General features: G+C 58.7%; 17 protein-coding genes and 1 pseudogene. 3 read left to right on the top strand and 15 right to left on the bottom strand.

Features of this window, described 5'->3' with window-relative positions:
• Nucleotides 1–38 precede the first annotated feature (38 nt).
• From G463_RS0109920 to G463_RS0109910, 6 genes and pseudogenes are all read right to left on the bottom strand, one after another.
• Nucleotides 39–1,844 carry an efflux RND transporter periplasmic adaptor subunit gene (locus G463_RS0109920; RefSeq protein WP_026975039.1) on the bottom strand — a complete coding sequence of 602 codons (1,806 nt, stop codon included), beginning with the start codon at nt 1,842–1,844 and terminating at the stop codon, nt 39–41.
• A 455-nt stretch (nt 1,845–2,299) separates the two neighbouring features.
• Nucleotides 2,300–2,416 (bottom strand): annotated as a pseudogene (locus G463_RS23570) (ATP-binding protein); the annotation flags it as partial.
• A gap of 46 nt (nt 2,417–2,462) precedes the next feature.
• A complete protein-coding gene (locus G463_RS23565; RefSeq protein WP_051322171.1) occupies nt 2,463–3,131 on the bottom strand; it encodes a hypothetical protein in 669 nt (222 codons plus the stop codon).
• A 13-nt stretch (nt 3,132–3,144) separates the two neighbouring features.
• Nucleotides 3,145–3,522 (bottom strand): hypothetical protein, encoded by a 378-nt coding sequence (locus G463_RS23560; RefSeq protein WP_245575809.1) that lies wholly within the window; start codon nt 3,520–3,522, stop codon nt 3,145–3,147.
• A 12-nt stretch (nt 3,523–3,534) separates the two neighbouring features.
• Nucleotides 3,535–3,759, bottom strand: coding sequence for a hypothetical protein (locus G463_RS23555; RefSeq protein ID WP_245575808.1), 225 nt, complete (start codon nt 3,757–3,759; stop codon nt 3,535–3,537).
• 1,094 nt (nt 3,760–4,853) lie between these two features.
• The gene (locus G463_RS0109910) at nt 4,854–7,814 is read right to left on the bottom strand and encodes an Ig-like domain-containing protein (protein WP_026975038.1); all 2,961 of its coding nucleotides are present in this window, start codon (nt 7,812–7,814) and stop codon (nt 4,854–4,856) included.
• 824 nt (nt 7,815–8,638) lie between these two features.
• Between G463_RS0109910 and G463_RS19795 the strand changes: the two genes are divergently transcribed.
• Nucleotides 8,639–9,331 carry a YigZ family protein gene (locus G463_RS19795; protein ID WP_035486685.1) on the top strand — a complete coding sequence of 231 codons (693 nt, stop codon included), beginning with the start codon at nt 8,639–8,641 and terminating at the stop codon, nt 9,329–9,331.
• Here the strand turns inward: G463_RS19795 and G463_RS0109900 are convergent.
• Complete coding sequence (locus tag G463_RS0109900; RefSeq protein ID WP_156900162.1) at nt 9,328–9,879, bottom strand: hypothetical protein; 552 nt, start codon at nt 9,877–9,879, stop codon at nt 9,328–9,330. The genes G463_RS19795 and G463_RS0109900 overlap by 4 nt on opposite strands.
• A gap of 213 nt (nt 9,880–10,092) precedes the next feature.
• Here G463_RS0109900 and G463_RS21750 point away from each other — a divergent pair, with 213 nt between their 5' ends.
• Nucleotides 10,093–10,677 carry an RNA polymerase sigma factor gene (locus tag G463_RS21750; RefSeq protein ID WP_026975036.1) on the top strand — a complete coding sequence of 195 codons (585 nt, stop codon included), beginning with the start codon at nt 10,093–10,095 and terminating at the stop codon, nt 10,675–10,677.
• 299 nt (nt 10,678–10,976) lie between these two features.
• On the opposite strand, the gene fabZ is transcribed toward G463_RS21750, so the two are convergent.
• The 7 genes from fabZ to G463_RS0109855 form a co-directional block, all read right to left on the bottom strand.
• Nucleotides 10,977–11,432 carry a 3-hydroxyacyl-ACP dehydratase FabZ gene (gene fabZ / locus G463_RS0109885; RefSeq protein ID WP_026975035.1) on the bottom strand — a complete coding sequence of 152 codons (456 nt, stop codon included), beginning with the start codon at nt 11,430–11,432 and terminating at the stop codon, nt 10,977–10,979.
• Between the two features lie 267 nt (nt 11,433–11,699).
• A complete protein-coding gene (gene pgsA / locus G463_RS0109880) occupies nt 11,700–12,239 on the bottom strand; it encodes a CDP-diacylglycerol--glycerol-3-phosphate 3-phosphatidyltransferase (RefSeq protein WP_026975034.1) in 540 nt (179 codons plus the stop codon).
• 246 nt (nt 12,240–12,485) lie between these two features.
• A complete protein-coding gene (locus G463_RS0109875) occupies nt 12,486–13,289 on the bottom strand; it encodes a flagellar hook-basal body protein (protein ID WP_035486682.1) in 804 nt (267 codons plus the stop codon).
• Between the two features lie 35 nt (nt 13,290–13,324).
• Complete coding sequence (locus G463_RS0109870; RefSeq protein ID WP_026975032.1) at nt 13,325–14,536, bottom strand: flagellar basal body rod C-terminal domain-containing protein; 1,212 nt, start codon at nt 14,534–14,536, stop codon at nt 13,325–13,327.
• Nucleotides 14,537–14,542: 6 nt separating this feature from the next.
• A complete protein-coding gene (gene mreB, locus G463_RS0109865) occupies nt 14,543–15,568 on the bottom strand; it encodes a rod shape-determining protein (RefSeq protein WP_026975031.1) in 1,026 nt (341 codons plus the stop codon).
• 237 nt (nt 15,569–15,805) lie between these two features.
• Entirely contained in the window at nt 15,806–16,126 is a 321-nt protein-coding gene (spoIIID, locus tag G463_RS0109860; RefSeq protein ID WP_026975030.1) for a sporulation transcriptional regulator SpoIIID, read from the bottom strand.
• A gap of 214 nt (nt 16,127–16,340) precedes the next feature.
• The gene (locus tag G463_RS0109855; protein WP_026975029.1) at nt 16,341–17,036 is read right to left on the bottom strand and encodes a M23 family metallopeptidase; all 696 of its coding nucleotides are present in this window, start codon (nt 17,034–17,036) and stop codon (nt 16,341–16,343) included.
• A 165-nt stretch (nt 17,037–17,201) separates the two neighbouring features.
• Here G463_RS0109855 and G463_RS0109850 point away from each other — a divergent pair, with 165 nt between their 5' ends.
• Nucleotides 17,202–17,990, top strand: a complete 789-nt coding sequence (locus tag G463_RS0109850) for a lipase family protein (protein ID WP_051322169.1) — start codon at nt 17,202–17,204, stop codon at nt 17,988–17,990.
• A gap of 13 nt (nt 17,991–18,003) precedes the next feature.
• Here G463_RS0109850 and G463_RS21745 read toward each other — a convergent pair whose 3' ends face one another.
• On the bottom strand, nt 18,004–19,044 hold the full coding sequence (locus G463_RS21745; protein WP_051322168.1) for a DUF4309 domain-containing protein: 1,041 nt from the start codon (nt 19,042–19,044) through the stop codon (nt 18,004–18,006).
• Nucleotides 19,045–19,118: the final 74 nt, after the last annotated feature.

Below are 19,118 nucleotides of genomic sequence, written 5' to 3'. Positions count from 1 at the left end.
TTGCCTTCAGAAAACAGACAGATGACGTGCACGTACCTCTACGACGCCGCTTTGGTGCTGCCGTTGCTTGCTGAACCGTCCGTCGACACCACTTTCACCGCATCTCCATCAGACAACAGGTTCTGACCCTGGACCACCAATTGATCGCCCACGGCGAGTCCGGATATGATTTCATACTGAGTGCTTGACATATTCCCAACCTGCACCATCTTGCTGTACGCGTGTCCGTTTCGCACAACAAACACTTCGTTTGCTCCGCTTTGCAGGCTCAGGACACTGTCTGCAGGGACGAGAATGACCGGCTTCGATGCCTGGCTCTGCATCTGGGCCTGCACAGCCATGCCGGGGAGCAGATTGTTGCCAGAGCTGTCAATTTGAATGTCCACCGGGTACTGGTTCGTTGTGCTATCCAACTGTGGATGCACGTCGAGCACGTGTCCGTTCAATGTCTGGTCCGTCGTCGGCACGAACACGTTCATCTGACTTCCCTTGTGCACCTTGCCGATGTCCGTCTCCGGCACCTGCACTGTCGCCATCACGGGTGACATGGAAGCAATGGTGACAAGACTCGTTTGTGGCCCGACGCTTTGCCCCACCTGCGCCCCCACCGCTTGTACGTAACCAGAAATCGGTGAAATCACTTCGTCATTTCGAACCTGTGCCTGCAAAGAGCGGTTTGCAGTCTGTACATTCACCTGATCCTGGCGCAGCGCATTCAGGGCGCTGTCCAGATTGGCCTTGGCTTGGGTTTTGTCGCTGGCGATTTGTTTGGCCAACTGGAGCGACGTTACCGCCGCGTTATACTGAGCCTGCGCCTGCTTCAGCGAGGCCTGGGCCGCCGCCACCCCAAGCTGGATCTGTTGCGCCTGATTGGTATTGCTGTCGGGATTCGCGTCCGCCAGGTTCTTCTGGGCGGTTGACAGGTTGGCCTGGGCGCTCGCGAGCGCAGAGCTGGCTTGGCTGACCGCCTGAAGCCCCTGATTGTAACTCTGCTGCGCCTGCTGCAGCGTGTTATAACCGTTGCTCAGGGCCTGATACACCGTTTGCGTGGAAGTCAGCTCGGCGCTGTAGGGGTTGGTTCCTGCAAATGCCCCCTTCTGCCAAGAATTGTAGTGGTTCAGTGCGTCCTGATAAGCCTGATACGCCTGCTGTACCTGCGCACTCGTGATGGACCCGTACTGCGCCTTGGCATCATCGAGCGTTTGCTGAAGGATCTGTAAGTTGCTTTGCGCCAGCTCAAGCTGCTTGGTAGCCGACGTCACCGCTTGTTGATCTGCCGTCACCACCGCCTGTAAAGCCTGCTCATCCTGGGGTGTACCGCCGCCATTCAACGAAGCCTGCGCCTGAAGCTGAGCCTTTTGCAGATTTATCTGGGCCGTTTGCAGGGCCGCCTTTTGCTCATCGACCGCGTTCTGAGCGTTGGTCACTTGTTGTTCCGCATTCATGTTATCGTTGTACAAGGCCAGTGCATCCTGGTACTGGGTTTCGGCGCTGGCCAGCGCCGCCGCCGCCTGATCTGCCGCGTTTTGCGCCGGAACTGCGGTCACATCACTCAGTCTCCCCAACACCTGTCCCGCTTTGACCACTGAACCGGCCCGCACATCCAGCTCCGCCAGCGTTCCACTGGCTCCGGGAGATAAAGTGGTCTGAATATACGGTGTGATAGATCCAATAAATGTATCGCCGATGGACTGTTTCGACAGGTGCACCGTCTGCACCGCCACAGCTTCCGGAGGCAGTGAAGTCGCCACCTGTTTGCCGTTTAGCCCACACCCCGCCAAGAAAGCCAGTGATGAAAGCGTGAGAATCGCGGCTTTCACTTGATTTAATCGTTCCTTGTTCATGTAACACCATGCACTCCTTGTCCATGTCTGTTACCAGCGGATTGGTTTCTCAATGATCTATTCGCAAGTGTCAATAGAGTTCTGAACACGCCGAATCACCTGACATCTGCTCCATGAATCGTGAGGGCAGAGTCGTTTGATGATTATCAATCATGCTCCTTCATATCATACCGTTTAGATTACAATACGTTTGGGAAAAATCATAGCGTGAAACCGGTCACGTTTCCAACGACAGATTGGCAATAGTTGTTGGTGGAGTAAGGAAATGTTGGCGGGGATTGTCCAGCATCCTCCCAATCCGAATCACCTGTACTCCGTTGTCCAAATCAATCGACTCCACGTTCTCTATCCAAATCTCCTGCTACACTTCCAGATTCGTTCGCAATCTGTTTTTCGCAAGCAAAAAGTGCAGAGAAACGACACGGATTTGTGCATAGGCACTGCAGCTCTGAAGATTACGACGACTTCACTTCAGATAACGCATGCTGCAGACGGTAACTCTCGCCGGTGAAGGCCGGCACGTGTGCATGGTGCACGAGGCGGTCCACCAGTGCGGGGGGCAGCCTGGCATCACATACCCCAGGTGCAAACTCTTGCATGCGTCCGCCAACGCCTGTTTCATGACCTGCTCACCCCCGGAATGGCGTCATACTGCCGCAAGTCGGGCATGTGCCCGTGAATCTCCACCGGGGTGTGCGACTCCACCAACGGTTCAGGCCGAAACTCGGGGTGTTTCATGGTGTATAGGGTGTGCTCGAGGACAGCTTCCGGGCTGAAATGGCCCGCCACCGTATCGAGTGCCGCGCCTATATCGGCCATCTCGTGGTTCTCCAGCAGGCGACGAACGAGGGCGATACGGGCCTTTCTCATCTCGACATCCTCCACCTGTATGAAGGCGCGTACTGAAGGAGGCATGTATCTCGCCAGGTCCGAGTACATCACTGACCGCGGTTTCCTCCGGTATCCGTCGAACACGGCGGTCCACTCAATCGTAATGGGCTTGTCCGCATAAGGCCGTGGAAGCGTCCCCAAGACCCGGTATTCCCCGTCGCTCGACAAGACCTCGATTTCGTCCCATTTCACTTTCAGCAGCACCGCCTCTAGCGCCCGGCACTGCGGCATTGGGTAGGTGGCTTTCTCAAACCGCAATTCCCGGTACTTGTTCAGACGTGCAGCCTCCAGGCGGAACACCTCGAACGGCGTGGCCGGTAACGCGAGCAGTTTTGGACGCTCCTTTTCCCACAGGTCGGCGATACGCTCGTTCTTGGCGTAATGCGGGCGTTCCATATCGGCCCCTGATTTACGGGCCAGATACGCCCAGCTCGGTGTCGGTATCGCACACGGGAGGAGGCACGAGCCAATTGCGACGGCTGTATCCCACCTTATTCTCCACATGCCCCTTCTCATGGCCGCTGTATGGGTTGCAGAACTCCGGCTGGAACCGGTAGTGGACCGCGAACCGCAGGAACTGGTCGGTAAACGTTCGTCCCCCATCCCTGTCAATCGAGACGACCGCCGCCGACAGATTGTCGAACCAGATCTTTCTCGGCACACCTCCTATCCGCTGGAATATGCGTTTCATCGCCTCCAGGAAGCACTCCGTGTTCTCCGCACGGACCGGGAAGGCGAAGGCGGCATTGCTGAACGGAAACGACATCACCAGCACTTTCCGCTCCACAAACTGCCCAGCTTATCCCACGTAGGCCGTCCCAAAGTCCACCTGTGCCTCGCCACCCGGGTGCTCCAGCCGCTCGTAGAATTCGGCACGCTCGAGTTTGAGCTCCTTGCGACGCTGGGCCACGTACCGCTGGACGGTCCGACGGCTGCCCTCGAACCCGTGCTCCTCACACAGCCGGTCAAAGATTCGCTTGGCTGTCGCTGCTTGCGGGGCAGCGACTGCTCCTCCGTCAGCCATGTATCGATGATGTCAGGGTACGGACCGAGAATGGGGTACCGTTTCCGGCGCTTCCTCAAGGGCTCATTCCAGTCGTCCTTGATGGCGTACTTCTTGGCGGTACGCCAGTTGATTCCCAGAGACTTGGCAATTTCGGAAATCGAACAGTCCCCATTCTCGTAGAGAAACTTGATATACTGCTGCTGTGGCACTTTCAACATCCTCTCTCATCTCCCCAGGTGTTCTTCGCCAAACCCTAGGGTAGAGTTGGAAGAGTGGTGTTGCAAGTGCCTATTCACTATCCGCAGGCACCGCACCGAGTCTGCATTTTTACGTTGCGGTGTTCTGCACTTTTATTATGCGCTATACACCTGCTTCCTTCATCTCACGGTAGTATTGCCCAACCAAATCTAACACACCGACCGGTATCGCCTTTTCTTCCCTCATTGTCGACAAGTCGGCATTACGTCGTATGTTCCACATCAGGCTCACTGTATCCGGAACATTGTGTATATCAGTATCCAGGAATTTAATATCTGCTTATAGCAACAGCCGGATTGGACGATTGTACAGACTGCACCTGGCTATCCCAGTCAGTGCTCAGGGGGTCGTTGGCAGTAGACCCTTGTCTTCTGTACCTCCGTACCCTACAGAGCCCGTAGAAACGAGGTAGGCCGCTGAGCCGCGTTTCATTAAGAGAAACGCCTCATAATATGGTAAGTCACTTGTGCACCAAAAAAGGGAAGTCCGACTCGCCGGCAGATAGCTCGCCGACCTCCGGACTTCCCATTCGATTTTCTCAGCAATCCATGTTCCCTGGCTCGGCTCTGAGCAAAAGCTCAGTTCTGAGTGTACGTCACCGAATTGCTGGTATAGAACTGACCATTTACTCCGTAAACCAGCACCACCTGATAGGTGTTTGCCGCCAGACCGCTCCGAACCGTCGACGTCGTGCCGTTTGCCGCCCAGTCAGAGGTGACATCCTCCGCCGCCCCAGTTGACTGTCCTGATCAAACGACACAGTCACAGAGTCGGCGGTCCACCGACAGGTTCGACGGGTTCGGAACTATGATGCAACTCGGCTGAGCGGAGCCATCAAGTGAGCTATTGTTGCCTTACGGACCGACGAACGTGATGACACCCACCTGAGTCCATGCAGCAGCACCGGAACCTGGGTTCGCTTGACGGATAACCAGCTGCGCCTTCGGTGCACTCGAATCCGCTTCGATGTTGGTCTCGTTGCCGACTGGCGACCACATCTTTTCAGTGATTACGCTGCCCGTTGCATTCGGCGCAGAGACGACGCTGCCACCGCCGGCAATTGCATCGTTACTCCAGTAGGAGACTGCACCATCTTGCAGGGTGAGCGTAATCTTACCGTTCGAATCAGAGTACGCGTAGACCGTATTCGTGCTGCCGTTTGGCGACCAGGAACCAACGCCTGCGACGTTGACGCTGTTGTAACCCAGCTTGCCGTTCGTAAGCGGTTGTTCGCTTGCATTCGTGGTATCCCACAGCGGAATCGGAGTCGGTTCTGCCGCAGAACCGGTGCCGAGGCTACCACCAGACTGGTTCATCGTCAGCGCAACCCCATTAATCTTCGTTACCCACAGATCCGGAGAATCCGCGAACTGGATGGCGCCAAGCGTATTCGCAATCGGGTTGCCGTTGTCATCTTCCAGCGTGAACGACAGGTCTTGAGACTGACCGTTCGTCAGCACAATTTGCGGCGTCACCTGTTCGGTTTCAAACGGCAGGCCACCATTGAAGTTAATCTGTGCGGTCGCCGTCTTGCCGGAGGACGAAACGGTTAGTGTTGCACTTCCGTTGTCATCGTCCGCCATCGCCAACTTCACAGTGCCCTGGTATTCACCGTCGCCGCCGTTCGACGTGTTGTCCCAGCCGGTTTGCGTGTTGGTACCAATCAACGTACCGTTGACATAGACGTCAAACAGGTTCGAACCACTCGATTCCTGTGCAACCCGGAGGGTAATACTGCCGACACCCCGTTGGCCAGGATTGAGCTGATACCAATATCCGCCATCCGGATCTTGTACATAGTCGCTAGCCGGAACACCGCTGGCTTTGCTGTCCACATGGACGCCCCAGATAGCTGCATCCTGCTCACCCGTGGTAGAGAGGGTGTAGGTCTGGTTCAGTCCGTCGCCCAGCGGCGCTTCCTTACCGACAAAGCCCGCGAAGCGGACAACCGTGACATTGGTCGGCGTGTAGGTCAGGGATGCTTGCCCCGTCAAGCCAGTGACAGAGTTGCTATCGTACTTGATTTCACCAGCCGCACCGGCAATACCAATGTAGTTGAGGTTGGTGCCGGACTGCCAGTTAACCTGAGTGGCCCACAGCAGATCCTGAACTACGCCACCCTGGATGCTGTATACGTAGTAGCCATCGCTGTAGAGCTTGTAGTCGTTCACAGTGAAGCTGAAGTTACCGGAAGCATCCGTCGTCACGACTTCACCCAGCGTGGACGGGTTGGTGCTACCTGACAGGTTCAGCACGCTAACATTCGGGAAGTCCGTCGTATTCCCGTTGCTGTCCACATACCCACCATGCGCAGAATTGAGCGGGTGATTCACGTCGCCATTCAATTCACTGTTTGCAATCAACAGTTGCGCATTGGCTACCGGGTTGCCGTTTTCGTCCTCAGCCGTTGCCTGGAATGTCACATTGTCACCCAGGTTGGCGTTGTAGACATCCGTGGACGGTGAGGTTTGATAACCGCTCGCCGTCTTGTTGTCCAACTTGTTCACGATGCCAGCCTGGCTCCAGTGAATGGTCGTTTGGACACTGCTGTAGTTGGTTGCGCTCGCCTCAATGGTTGCATCTCCGAGGGATGCAGCATCCACATAGACAGTAGCAACACCATTCGAATCGGTGTAAACGGTCTGGTCATTGGTTCCAATCGAACCGCCGTTTGCACTGGAGAAGAACGCCGGACCAGCATTCACAAAATGGAACGTAACAGGCACACCAGCTTGCGCGGTTGCGCTGTTCGGCGGAATGACGACCGTTACAGGCACAACGCCAGCCGTGCTGTCGGAACCGCTCGACACAGTCGCTTCAAACGGATTGGTAGAGGTAGCCAACGGCGTGATGCCCAGCTTGTTCGCGGGAACGAAGGAAAGATAGCCCTTGGAGGACTTCAGCGTGCTCGTCGTGCCCGCAATGTTATAAGGCGCTTCAAAACGAATCATGTAGCTGGCGCTCAAGTTTGCACCAACGCTAATTTGAGCGGAAGCCACACCAGCAGAGTTCGTCGGAACCTTATACTGGAATGCAGCGCCGTCGCTGGTGGTCACGTTGGTGGCAGACAAGATGTTGCCATTGGCGTCCTTCACCGTCGGAGCACCGCCGCCATAGTACACCACGTCAAGCAGCGCATTGACACCGACCAGCGGGTTGCCATTCGGATCCGTCAAGGTCGCGGAAACCGTGACAGGATCACCGAAGGAGATTGCCGGAGTAGCCTGCGCACCTGTACCAACCTTTTGACCGGTGAAACTCGGCGCAGAAATGGATCCTGCACCAGTCGACGTGGACGTTCCACCCGTGATGGTCAAACCTTTGGTCCCGTCAAAGGAAACCGTTGCACCCAGCTGGTTGAACACTTCGTCGATGTAGTAAGCCGGGAAGTAAGTGGTCGCTTGCGCATTCTTACCGCCGGCCGGATCCTTCGCAGCAAAGGTGTTGATCTTCTTCACAACAGTTCCGTTCACGGTGATGGTGGTGTTACCCGTGCCAACACCGCCAGGGATGGAAATCTTGGAAGCATCGACACCCGGCGCGTTAATAGCCCACGTGCGAGTCGTGCCGTTCCAAGTAGCCGTGAAGCCAATCTTGTTCAGCGCTTGGTTGAAGTAGTAAACCGGGAAGAAACCGGTGGTGTTGCCGGAATCCTGAGCCGTCAGCTCGTACGGATTAGACAGAACACTGCCGTTCACAATGATAGGCAGTTGTCCAGCAACTTTGTAGCTGGTTGACGTAGCTGCGAATGCTGCAGGCGCGAAGGCACCAAGTACCATCGACGCCGCAGCGATGCCTGTAAGCGTACGTTTCAAGTCTGTTTCTCCTCCTTGAATAACCAAATGAACTACTTGAATGCTTTACTGAAAAGGATTGGTGACGAGTCACCTTTCTCTGTTTCTCGTCTACGCCCCCGCGTTCAACCCTCTCGGAGCCATCTTCGCAATGCCTGCGACTTCCACGCTTGCGCTCCGTCCGACGCGTTTCCGTCACGGCACGCCAAGCGCCTTCCGAGGTGCCGACCGCAGGACGGCATCCCTCCCTTCAGTGCGCTGATCTCACGCCAAATGGCGGTTGTAAACCCATGAAAAGCCCCGTCATTTCTGACGTTCATTTGAGAGATTACGACACAAATCGCAAATCTCCTTTTTGTTTCGCGGAATTTTGCATTTTTGTCTGGTACCTGTCTCTGCCGCATTTCATTATGTATGGTCTGGAGAAACGGCAACCAAGTCTATCACATGAGCGTATTATACTGAAAACCCTTGGCAGAGTAAAGATTTTCATCAGTTGCGCCTGCCAAAAGCTCCAGTGCGGCTTGCGCAAGAACATTCTGCAATAGGATGGGCCTGTACGCAAGCCCTAAATCATTCCTGTGTGGATGCCAGCCCCAGCGATTCCCATCCAGTTGAGTGACTTTGGCATGCAGGTGATGTGAAAAGCCCACAGATGGGACAACCACGCTATCCACCCTATAGATAGACGGAGCCGAGTCCGGATATGTTACATCACCACAAATATTTCTTCAATTTCTCCGTTCGCCCTGCGCGGTGTATACTGAGGTTCGCGTGATTTTGTCGTACGGTGCATTGTCGGAGGATGCCACCAAGCTCACCTCTGTGGAAGGAGGCTGGTATTCATGCCGCGGGTAACCGAGTTCGTCACGCCGGAGACGGCGAACCAATATGAGATTGTGATCAAAAAATCCCGCTTCATCGGCCACCTGGTGCCGGTGACCTCGGTGGAGGAGGCGGAGGCGGCGCTCAATGCCATTCGCCTGGAACACAAGACCGCCACCCACAACTGCTACGCGTACCGGGTGGGGCTCGGCGTGCCGGTGGAGCGCTTCTCCGACGACGGCGAGCCGAGCGGCACAGCGGGACGCCCCATCCTCGAAGTGTTGCGGCGTCGTCCCATCCATAACGCCCTGGTGGTGGTGACACGCTACTTCGGCGGAACGCTGCTCGGCGCCAACGGCCTCGTCCACGCGTACACCGACGCGACGGTGGAAGTGCTCAATCACACCCCGCTGCTCACGTGTCGGCGGATGGTGCTGGTCTCCGTGCGGCTGGACTACAGCCACTACGGGAAGTTTGAGTATGAGCTGGCGCAGCGAAACCTGGCCATGCTGGACCCCGTCTACGCCGAGGATGTGTCGTTTCAGGTGCGGTTGCCGGAAGAGGACGTGCCGGAGTTTTTGCAGTCGGTGGCCGACTGGTCGAATGGCCAAGCAGAGTGTGTCACATCGGAAGCGGAGTTCGTGGGCATTCGACCAGACGGAGGGTTCGTGTTAAACGTATGGCCGCATGCGGCGGACCAGCCTGAGAGTTAAATTAGTTTGCGAAGTTGCAGATACATGTAGAAATACGCCGCGGTGTGCAGGTGATCCTGAAAGCGCCGCAGCGGCGTGGGCGCCACAATCTCGTGCCCGGACGCGAGGGTGATGCGCGTCCACTCCCCACAGCGCTGGTCACCAGGGCGAACGTCCGCCACGTACCGGTCCACCGCCGTGGTGGCGATGTAGCCCGTCGCCACGTCCCCTTTCAGTGCCGGAATCCGCGCCTTGAACGCGAACAGGACCAACTGGCGCGCGCGCAGCACCAGAGGAACCCACTGCGAGCGCTGGGTCGCCTGCGCGTAGTGCGCCCGCATGCTCGCCAGATCAATCCCGTAGTACCCCGCCACTTGCCGGAACGCCCGGTTGGTGTGCATCCCCGCGATGAATTGGCGACCGTCCTGCATGTACATCCACGTGGCGTTCCCGCCATACCCGGTCACGTACGTGGGCAGCAGCCCAACCACGTGTGGCGCCCACTCGCAGGCCGGGGGTATGGACTTGCGGCTCAGGTACACCGGGATTTCGGAAAATGTGCGATTCATCACAATTTTGGTCACTCCCCCCAATGATTCCTTATTAAGTCAATTCACGCAACTATTATTATACGGTTGTGGACTTGTCTCATCAATAGAATGTCTAGAATTTGAAGACTTGTGCGAAAGTTTTCGTTTTCCGTCGCAGCACGTCGTGCGCTACGTTCTGGGTGCGCGCAATAGGTCGGAGGCCGGCCTCCTGTTCAGGAGATGATCCGACCCATGCCAACGTCAGCCGCCATGGATGCATATGATCTGGACCATTGTGTCCGCGCCGCCCAGGCCGGCGACCCTGTGGCCATGGAAACGCTGCTTCATCGGTTCCGGCCGCTGCTCTGCAAAATCGCCCGACGCTACGTCACCGAATCCGGGGAGGACGCGCTGCAGGAGGCGTACGCCGCGTTCCTCCACGCCCTGCGCCAGTACGACGCCAGCACCGGCGTCCCGTTCGCCGGTTTCATCCGCAAGAAGGTGCATGGCGCGGTCCGCACCGCCATGCGCCGCCATTGGCGGTACCGCAGTCGCACCGTATCTGCGGACGCGCCCGTCGCTCCCGGTGAGGATGGAGCCTTTGATTTATGGGGCACTCTCGTCGGCGGTTGTCCGCAGGCGGAGGGTGCCGAGAACGCCATGTTTCACCGGCTCTGGCTGGATGCCGCACCGCTCAGTCCGCGCGAGCGCCTGGCCATACAAGCATTGCTGGACGGCGTTCCCTGCGATGAACTGGCCGTCCAGTGCGGCGTGGGAACCGAAACGGTGAAAACGTGGCGAAAGCGTGCGCTCAAGAAATTGCGCCACTTTGATTGAAGTTGTGTTCTTCGTACAAGTGACTTTTTGAGAAACGTTCCCCGGAGAAAGAAAGGGGGTGAGGCCGGTTGACGACGTACGAAGCGCTGACCTTTGCCGTGAATTTCACCGGGTTGGTGCTCGCCATCGTCGCATTGGAAAGGAGAGGTCGCTCCTGAGTGCGGCCGCCCTTTGATGGGGCGGCGCGCCGAGCCCCGCGTGCGCGAACTCTGACATCGCGGGGCTCGCCCTCAGGAGATGCGTGCACAAGAGCCACCGGAACTCCCATGGATTCCGTCCCTATGTGTTGGCGGAGCGATTCACGCCGTCGGCGCGTCCGTAATGGCAAACAGGATGCTGGCTTCCACCACCAATTGCCCGTCCACCTTCGCTTCGCCGTGGCCTTTGCCCATGGTGCCGCGCAGCCGGTCAATCGTGATGGCCATCTCCAATTTATCCCCAGGCCGCACCTGGCCGCGGAAACGCACGCCGTCCATCCCTGCGAACATGGGTAGTTTGCCCCGCATCTCGGGTAAAGATAACACGGCAATGCCACCGAGCTGCGCCATCGCTTCCACCATCAGGACGCCCGGCATCACCATGTAGTTCGGGAAATGGCCGGTGAACTGCGGTTCGTTGGCGGTCACCAGCTTGTATCCTTCCACGTACTTCCCCGGCTCCAGAGCCGTCACCCGGTCAATCAGCAGAAACGGATAGCGGTGCGCCAGCAACTGCTGAATCTGTTCCGGGTACATGGGCAGCTTCCATTCGCTCATAGGTACACACTCCTTATGTATCCCGCAGCGGATGAGGTCGGCCCTTTCCGGCTGCGCCAATGATTGCCGACATACCGTCACCGGCACGGCAGATAATAAGGTCAGTCCCGGCAGCGGCTCTCGACGCCGGTTGGCATAGGTGTTGGACCGGCTGCGGCAGGACCGATGGCGGCCCATCCCGTCTGTCGGCCACAGCCGGATCCGCACCGGGTGTACTCACGTCCCCCGTACAAGCTTACGCCGTGGGAACGCGCAAGATGACCGTTGCTACAGGACACGTCGACGCACGTCAATCAGCCGCATGCTGGCGACGTACAGAAGTGTGGTGATATACGACAGCACCACCGTGACCCACAATAGCTCCTCGGCCGCGTCGCTGCTCGGCCACTGCAGCATCACGGCGCAGATAGTTACATAATACACCACCGTGGTGGTTTTCCCCCAGCGGTTCGCCTTGGGGACCGCCCGTTTGCCCTGGATATAAAAGAACGCGGATCCGACAATCATCGCCGCATCCCGGAACAACAGCAATCCCGCCACCAGCCACGGCACGCGCCCGGACTGCAGCAGGGAAAACAACACCGACAGGAGCATCAGTTTGTCAGCCAGCGGATCCAACAGTTGACCCATCTGCGTCTCCTGCCCGTTGCGCCTTGCCAGCCAACCGTCCAGAATATCGGTAAAGCCGGCCACCAGCAGCACGAACAGCGCGCCGACCTTGTGCTCGCTTTCGGTTCCATAAAACGCCCAAAGATAAACGGGGATAAGAACAAACCGAAATAGTGTAATGGTATTTGGGAGATTCAAGATAGTACCCCCTTAGCACACCGCCCATTATAAATCTACGGCTTGTTTCCAGCAACCAATCCAATTTCTTGAAGATGTTTGCCCAAGTGCGCAAAGCACGCCAAACCGCCAGGTGCCAAAAGGGACCTTCAGAAAAGCGTGGTGGGTTTGCCACCGCCATCCACAGTCGTTGTTCTGCGACAAACCCACCAACCACTTCTATTTGCAATTCTATCAAGCCTTCGGCGGACCACCGGGCCGCCGTGTTTATCTGCGAATCTGGTTCGCGTCGCCCATCATGCGGTTGGTCATCTGCACCGACTCCGCGTTCAAATCAAACATCCGCTGGGCCGCAATCATGTCGGTCATCTGCTGCGTCAAATCGACGTTGCTCATCGCGAGCATTCCCTGCTCAATCTGGCCGCCCGTGTTGGTGTTGCCACGGTTGGCCACGGTCACCGCCACGCCCGGGTTCACCACGTACGCGTTGCCGTCCACCGGCGTCAGATGCTGCCCCGGCAGCGGCACCGTCACCAGAGCCAGCCGCTGCCCCGTGCTCCGGCCGTTGATGGTGACATCCCCGTTCGGCCCCACGCCGAGCGTGGGCTGACTGGTCCCGCTGTATGTGATGGGCCGCCCCGCCGTATCCAGCACCGGCTGCCCGGCCTGCGTCGCCAGTTCAAATTGGCCGTTGGCCGTCTCGCTCCAGGTGAAGTCGCCGGCCTTCGTGAGGAGCAGTTGTCCGTTCGCGCCCTGCACCGCAAAGAAACCGTCCCCCTGGATGGCCAAGTCCATCGGGTTATCCGTGCGCTGCAACGGCAGCTGCGAGAAGTCCTTTTCCTCGCTGACCGCCATCACCCCGGTGCCGCCGCGCCAGTTGGGCGGCGTCATGCGGCCCGCCGCCGCGTTCACCGGCGCACTCTGGTTCAGGAGCGCCGTGAACGTATCCGCGAAGCTCCCTTCGTCCGCCGAATATCCGACCGTGTCCTCGTTGGCCAGATTGTCCCCCACGCGATTTAACCATTGCTGACTCGCCTGCAGTGCGGACAGCCCTGTCCACAACGATTGCATCTTCACACCGCCTTCTCAGATGGAATTCCGGTTCTTTACGCGTTCACCTTGCCGACGTCCGAGACGGCCTTGTCCAATTCGGTGTCATACGTCTGCAGCACGCGCTGATTCGCCTCATAGCTGTTGATGACGGCCATCATATTCACCATGGTGGAGGTCACGTCCACGTTGCTCAGTTCCTCCTCCCCCGGCTTGAGCGTGCCGGTCCCCGGGCGCAGCTGCGCCAGCACCGATGCCGGCGCCAGTGTGTTGCCGACCATGAACTCCGTCTGCCCGAGCGGAGAGAGCTGCGTTACATCCACGTCCACCGTGCCAAGCCGCCCCTGCACCGGCAGCGGATTTCCGTTTACGTCCACAATCCGGTAGGAAGCCTGGCCGTTCTTGTCCGTCACCGGCCCCCCGTTTGGGCCGAACAGGTCAGTGCCCTGATACTGGGGATTGATCTGGATGCGTGCGTTCACCAACGGCTGACCCTGCGCGTTTACCGGCAGCACCGCATTGCCGCTCGCGTCCACCAGAATGTTGTTGGCGGTCACGTCAAAGTGCCCGTCCCGCGTGACGGCGATGCCATTGTTGCCTTCCGGTGACTGGTAGGCCACCGGGAAGAAGCTGTGCAACCCCATATCGTCCTGCGTGCCAATGCGCACGCCCCAGTTCTCAAATCCCGGCTGTCCGGGCGCACCCAGCACCTGACCCGCCGCATTCTCGAACACGTAACTCGGATTGCCCGCCGCGTCCCAGTCCGGCTTGCCGTCCGCCGCATAGAGGCTCGTTCCCTGATACGCCGGATTGCGGACCGCGTACACACCCTGCACAGCTTGTCCATCCGGGCCAATCACCGCCAGCGGCTGACCGTTCACCGACAACCGTCCCTGCGCACCCACACCGATGGTTCCCGTTTGCGACACCAGTCCGTTGGCGCCGGCCACCGCCGCGTACGTGCCCACCGGCGTCGTGTCCACCACCGCCACATCGAGGTTGCGGTTGGTCTGCTGAAGCTGTCCTTCGCTGAACAGCGGCACGCCTTCCTGAAACGCCACGCCTGTGCCCAGTTTCCCGATGGCTTGTCCACCGCCGTTCTGCCCGTAGTTCAACAGCTGCTCCAATTGTTCCGGAAACGACATCAATGCGCCGGACGTGGCTTTGAAGCCCGGTGTCTCCGAGTTGGCGAGGTTGTTCGCCAACGCCTGCTGCAGCCGCTCATCCGCCAACATCCCGGACGCTGCCGCTGTCAACCCTCGCAGCATGTCTACTCACCACGCCTTCCTGCGTTTTGTCGCTCCGCGTCCGGCTCTGCGCCAGGACGGGTTGTCCAACACCATGCCCGTTCCGATGACCACGCACTTCATCGGGTCTTCCGCCACATGCACCGGAATCTGCAGCTCTTCCTGCATCAGCTTGTCCAATCCGTCCACCAGCGCACCGCCGCCCGTCAGGATGACGCCCTTGTCAAAGATGTCAGCCGCGAGTTCCGGCGGCGTTTTTTCGAGCACCTGCTTCGTCGCCGCGATGATGGCCTCAATCGGCTCCTGCAGCGCTTCCTGCATCTCCTCCGCTCGGACCGTCACCGTCTTCGGGAGTCCCGACACCATGTCGCGCCCGCGCACGTCCTGCTGCTGGCCCATCCGGCTTCCCGGATACACCGTCGCCAGCTCCTTCTTCAGCTCTTCCGCTGTCCGTTCCCCAATCAGCAGGTTGTGCTGGCGTTTGATGTACTTCACAATCGCGTCGTCCAGCTTGTCCCCCGCGATGCGAAGGGAATTGGAGGTCACGACATCGCCGAGCGACAGGACGGCGATGTCTGTGGTACCTCCTCCAATATCCACCACCATGCTGCCGCTCGGTTCAAAGATGTTCAGTCCCGCCCCAATCGCGGCCGCTTTGGGTTCCTCTATCAGATCAACGTGCTTGACTCCGCACGCTTCCGCTGCTTCCCGCACCGCCTTCTGCTCCACCGACGTGATTCCCGCCGGCACGCAGATCATCAGACGCGGCCGAAACATGACACTCTTACCGATGGTTTTTCGGATAAAGTGGCGAAGCATGATTTCTGTCACTTCGAAATCGGCAATCACACCATCGCGCAGCGGTCGAATCGCGACGATGTTCCCCGGCGTCCGCCCGAGCATCTTCCGGGCTTCCTCACCGACCGCCACCACCTGACGGGTGATCTGGTCAATGGCCACCACGGAAGGTTCATTCAGCACAACGCCCTGGCCTTTGACATGAACCAAGACGTTTGCGGTCCCCAAGTCAATTCCAATTTCCTTTGAAAACATTTGCGGCGAGTCCTCCCCAACTGAGCGTGCATCTGAGCGTATCTGTTGCCACGGTGACGTTTCAAGCTGACCATCTCGCAAGGACCGACCGGCGTCCCGCTACACAGCGGCCCCTCCGTCTGTCCGAATCGCTGGCACCACGTTCCGTCTCATCCGCCCATTCTCCGAATTCGCGCTACAGCCAGCGCCCAAGACCGTACGCGTGAATCGGTTTCTCGTATACAATAGGTAAAGTTTCTACAACCCGCTGGAAACTCCTTTTCGCCCGCTGAAATTTTTCGACGTCTCCACCGGTTCTTCGACATCCGTCGTCTCTTTGTTGTATTTCAGCTTCGTCGCCTCGCCCCCGCGGAGATGGCGAATGGACTTGTGGTACTCCAGAATCTCCTTCACCCGGTTTGCCAGGTCAGGGTTGATTTCCGGCAGGCGCTCTGTCAAATCTTTGTGCACCGTGCTTTTTGAGACGCCGAACTCGCGGGCAATTGTGCGCACCGTGTTGCGGGTCTCCACGATGTACTCACCGATTTTCAGCGTACGCTCCTTGATATAATCATGCACTCCCCTCGCCTCCCCAGTTCTGCTCAGATGGTCTGATACAGTATATGAGGGGGTGTACACCGTATGACTTGGTTTATCCCATTACGGCCCATCACCGCTTGTTTCATTCGATTTTCTTCCGATTTCTCTCGTTTTCTTGTCGGGAAATAAAAGAAAGCGGCCGTCTCCATAGAGACGGCCAAACCTGCAGGTGTATCAAGTTTTCGGGAAATCCTCAGGCCTTGGGCAATAACGAACCGGGATCGACTGCGGATCCGTTCTTGTCGACCTCGAAGTAGACGTGGTTGCCCTGGGATTTTTCGTAGGCACAGGTGCCACTCGTCCCGATGGGCTGTCCCTGCGACACGGCGTCGCCGACCTTGACCTTTACGCTGCCAAGCGACGCGTAGTGCACCACGTAGCCATCGCTGGTGGTCACTTCCACGGTCAGCCCGTTGACCGGATCTGGCTCCACCGACGTGACCTTGCCGTTGGTGGCCGAGACGACGGTGAACGGCTGCTTGTTGGTCGCCTGGATGTCGTAGCCCGCGTGCGGGTAGTACGTGTTGTCGAAGAACACCAGCGCAGCCGCCTGGTCTTTTTGGCTCGCCTTGTCGCTGAAGAAGCCCATGGTGATTTTGGTCTGCGTACCTTCCGCCGCCGGCCAGATGAATTCGTTGGCGGTCGATGCCGTGGTTGCGCCCGGATTCTCCACGTCGGTGCTCGTTGCAGGCGCACTGCCGCCGGACTGGCTCTTGATGTACATAAGTCCGATGATGAGTGCGGCTGCTCCGAGGTAAATCGCGGGATACACCCAGCGCTTTGCAAAAATCTTGCGATTTCCGGGCAACTTCACCTTGCGCGGTGTCTGGCTGCCCTGTTCAATCTCTTGGTTTGCTTGGGAATGTTGTGGATGCTTGTTTTCATCCATGTAGCGCTCACCTCACTAGGAAGTCTCGCCACGTTCCCAATGTTTTATACTTGTACTCTGTTCTGAGTCTGTGTTGTTTTGGAAATATTCCAATGTCACCATGAAAGTGGCATATCTATGGAAGCGAGGGACTGATCCTGCGGCTCACACGAGGAGGGAATGCGCATGCCTCAGCATTTGGACGTGGATTGGGCGAGGCATTGGGGCCGTTTCATCCAGACGGTGGAATCCATGTACACCCCGGGCGTGACCAACCCGCCGCCCGCAACGTTCCCGGCGGACTGGCGCGTCGTCTGCAACATCACCTCCGCCGCGGGGCTGCCTGGGTTGACGCGCAGGGAATTCATCGGCGTGGTGCTGCAATCCCAGCTGGACGCAGCGCAGTACGCCGTGGTCCTGCACGGCAGTGAAAGCCTGCTCGACTTCATCGACGACTTCGAATTTGCGCTGACCGAATTCCCGCTCGCCCCCGGGAGCGGCAAGACGGAATTCGGCTTCACGCGGTTCTACGATTCATTCTGGTTTGTTGAGCCCGAGACCGGGGCCGTCCGCACGCTGCCGGAATACCTGGCCGCGCTGCCGGACGAAGCAAGGTTTGTCGTCACCGGCCACAGCCTCGGCGGAGCACTGGCGACCCTGCACGCGCTGGTGCTCGCGCAGCGCGGCATCCCGGCCCGTCTGCTCACGTTCGGATCGCCCATGGTGGGAGATGCGGCATTCGCCCATGCGGTGGACACCCGGGTGCCGGACAGTTGGCGCATTGTCAACGTGCCGGACGTCATTCCCCGGCTGCCGGGACACTTTCTCGGCTACTCCCACACCACGTCCGTCTACGAGATCAATTCCTTGGAGGTCCCGCACACGAAACGCTGCCTTGGGTGCTTTCACGATTTGAAGACCTACCTCTACACGCTCGGCGACCACAGCATAAAGCTGGGACGGTGCGGGACCTGACGTTCTCCTGCGGTTACCTGAGCGTCACCGTTGGGCTGGTGCCTATCACTGCGGACCCGGCCGTGTTCTGAAAGATGAGGCGAACCTGGCCGGAGACCCCCGCGTCCGTGGGCGCATAGACGAAGCTGGACGTCTGCCCGTCGCCGCTGATGGAGAAGCCGGTTACCCCGCCGCCGCGCTGCCCGTTTTGGAGCGCCTGCGAGACAGTGTTCACCAGCGGTTGACCGTTGTGGGTCGGGATCCACTCCAGTTCCACGAGCCAATACCCCTTCGGCGGATTTTGGATGGAGAAGGTGAACAGCCGGCCGACGCTGCCCGGCGCGCTGTCCACCACCACCGACGGGGCCGGAAAATTGAGCGCCATGGTGTTGATGGTGCCCTGCGGCCAGAACACCGACACGTGGTCGACGTGGTTGGTGCTGCCCGTCTTCGGGAAGACCCACAGCAGTTGGTAGTCCGCCCCGGCGGGATACATGTAGATGACCGAATCGGACGTCTCGCGCGTCTCTCCGGGCTGGCCGAGCACCGACTGGACGTCCGATTTGGTGATGGCCTGCAGTTTGCTGCTGTAAGAGCGGACGTCGAAAATCTGCTCGCCCTTGTTGAACCCGAAGGCGACGGCATGCCTGCCGTAGCTCGCGTACTGCCCGGCGCCTGCGCTGCTCTGGCTGGTGGCCTTGCCCCAGGCGGCTTCCACCGTCCCCATGTCCTGTGTGACCGCGAACGGCACGTCAATCACTTCGCCGCGCTGCGCCAACTGCATGGACTCCCGGACCAGCGACTGCGCGGCGGTAGTGGGACCGGGCTCTGTGCTGTTGCCCGGTGTGGAAGTCTGACCCAATTCGCCCGTGTTCGCGGCCGGCGGTGCGCTGCCGCTGCCATCGTTGGCCGAGGGGGTGTTGGCGGCCGGCGAATTGGCCGGGGCGGTTCCGGTGTCGTTGCCCGCCACCCCCACGCCCGTTGGATTGTCCGCAGCGGGTTTCGCAGACCCGCAGCCGGCGAGCAACGCCGTCCCGACGAGGACGGTGCCTATCCAAAGCGTGACTCTTCCCATGTTCACGCGCCTCCCGTGTGTTCATCGGCCGGCGAGGATTGCGGCCGTGTGCGTTTCGCCTGACATGCTTTTGA

It is taken from the genome of Alicyclobacillus contaminans DSM 17975 (assembly GCF_000429525.1).
Lineage (GTDB): Bacteria > Bacillota > Bacilli > Alicyclobacillales > Alicyclobacillaceae > Alicyclobacillus_A > Alicyclobacillus_A contaminans.
This window is presented reverse-complemented; position numbering and strand designations above follow the sequence as displayed.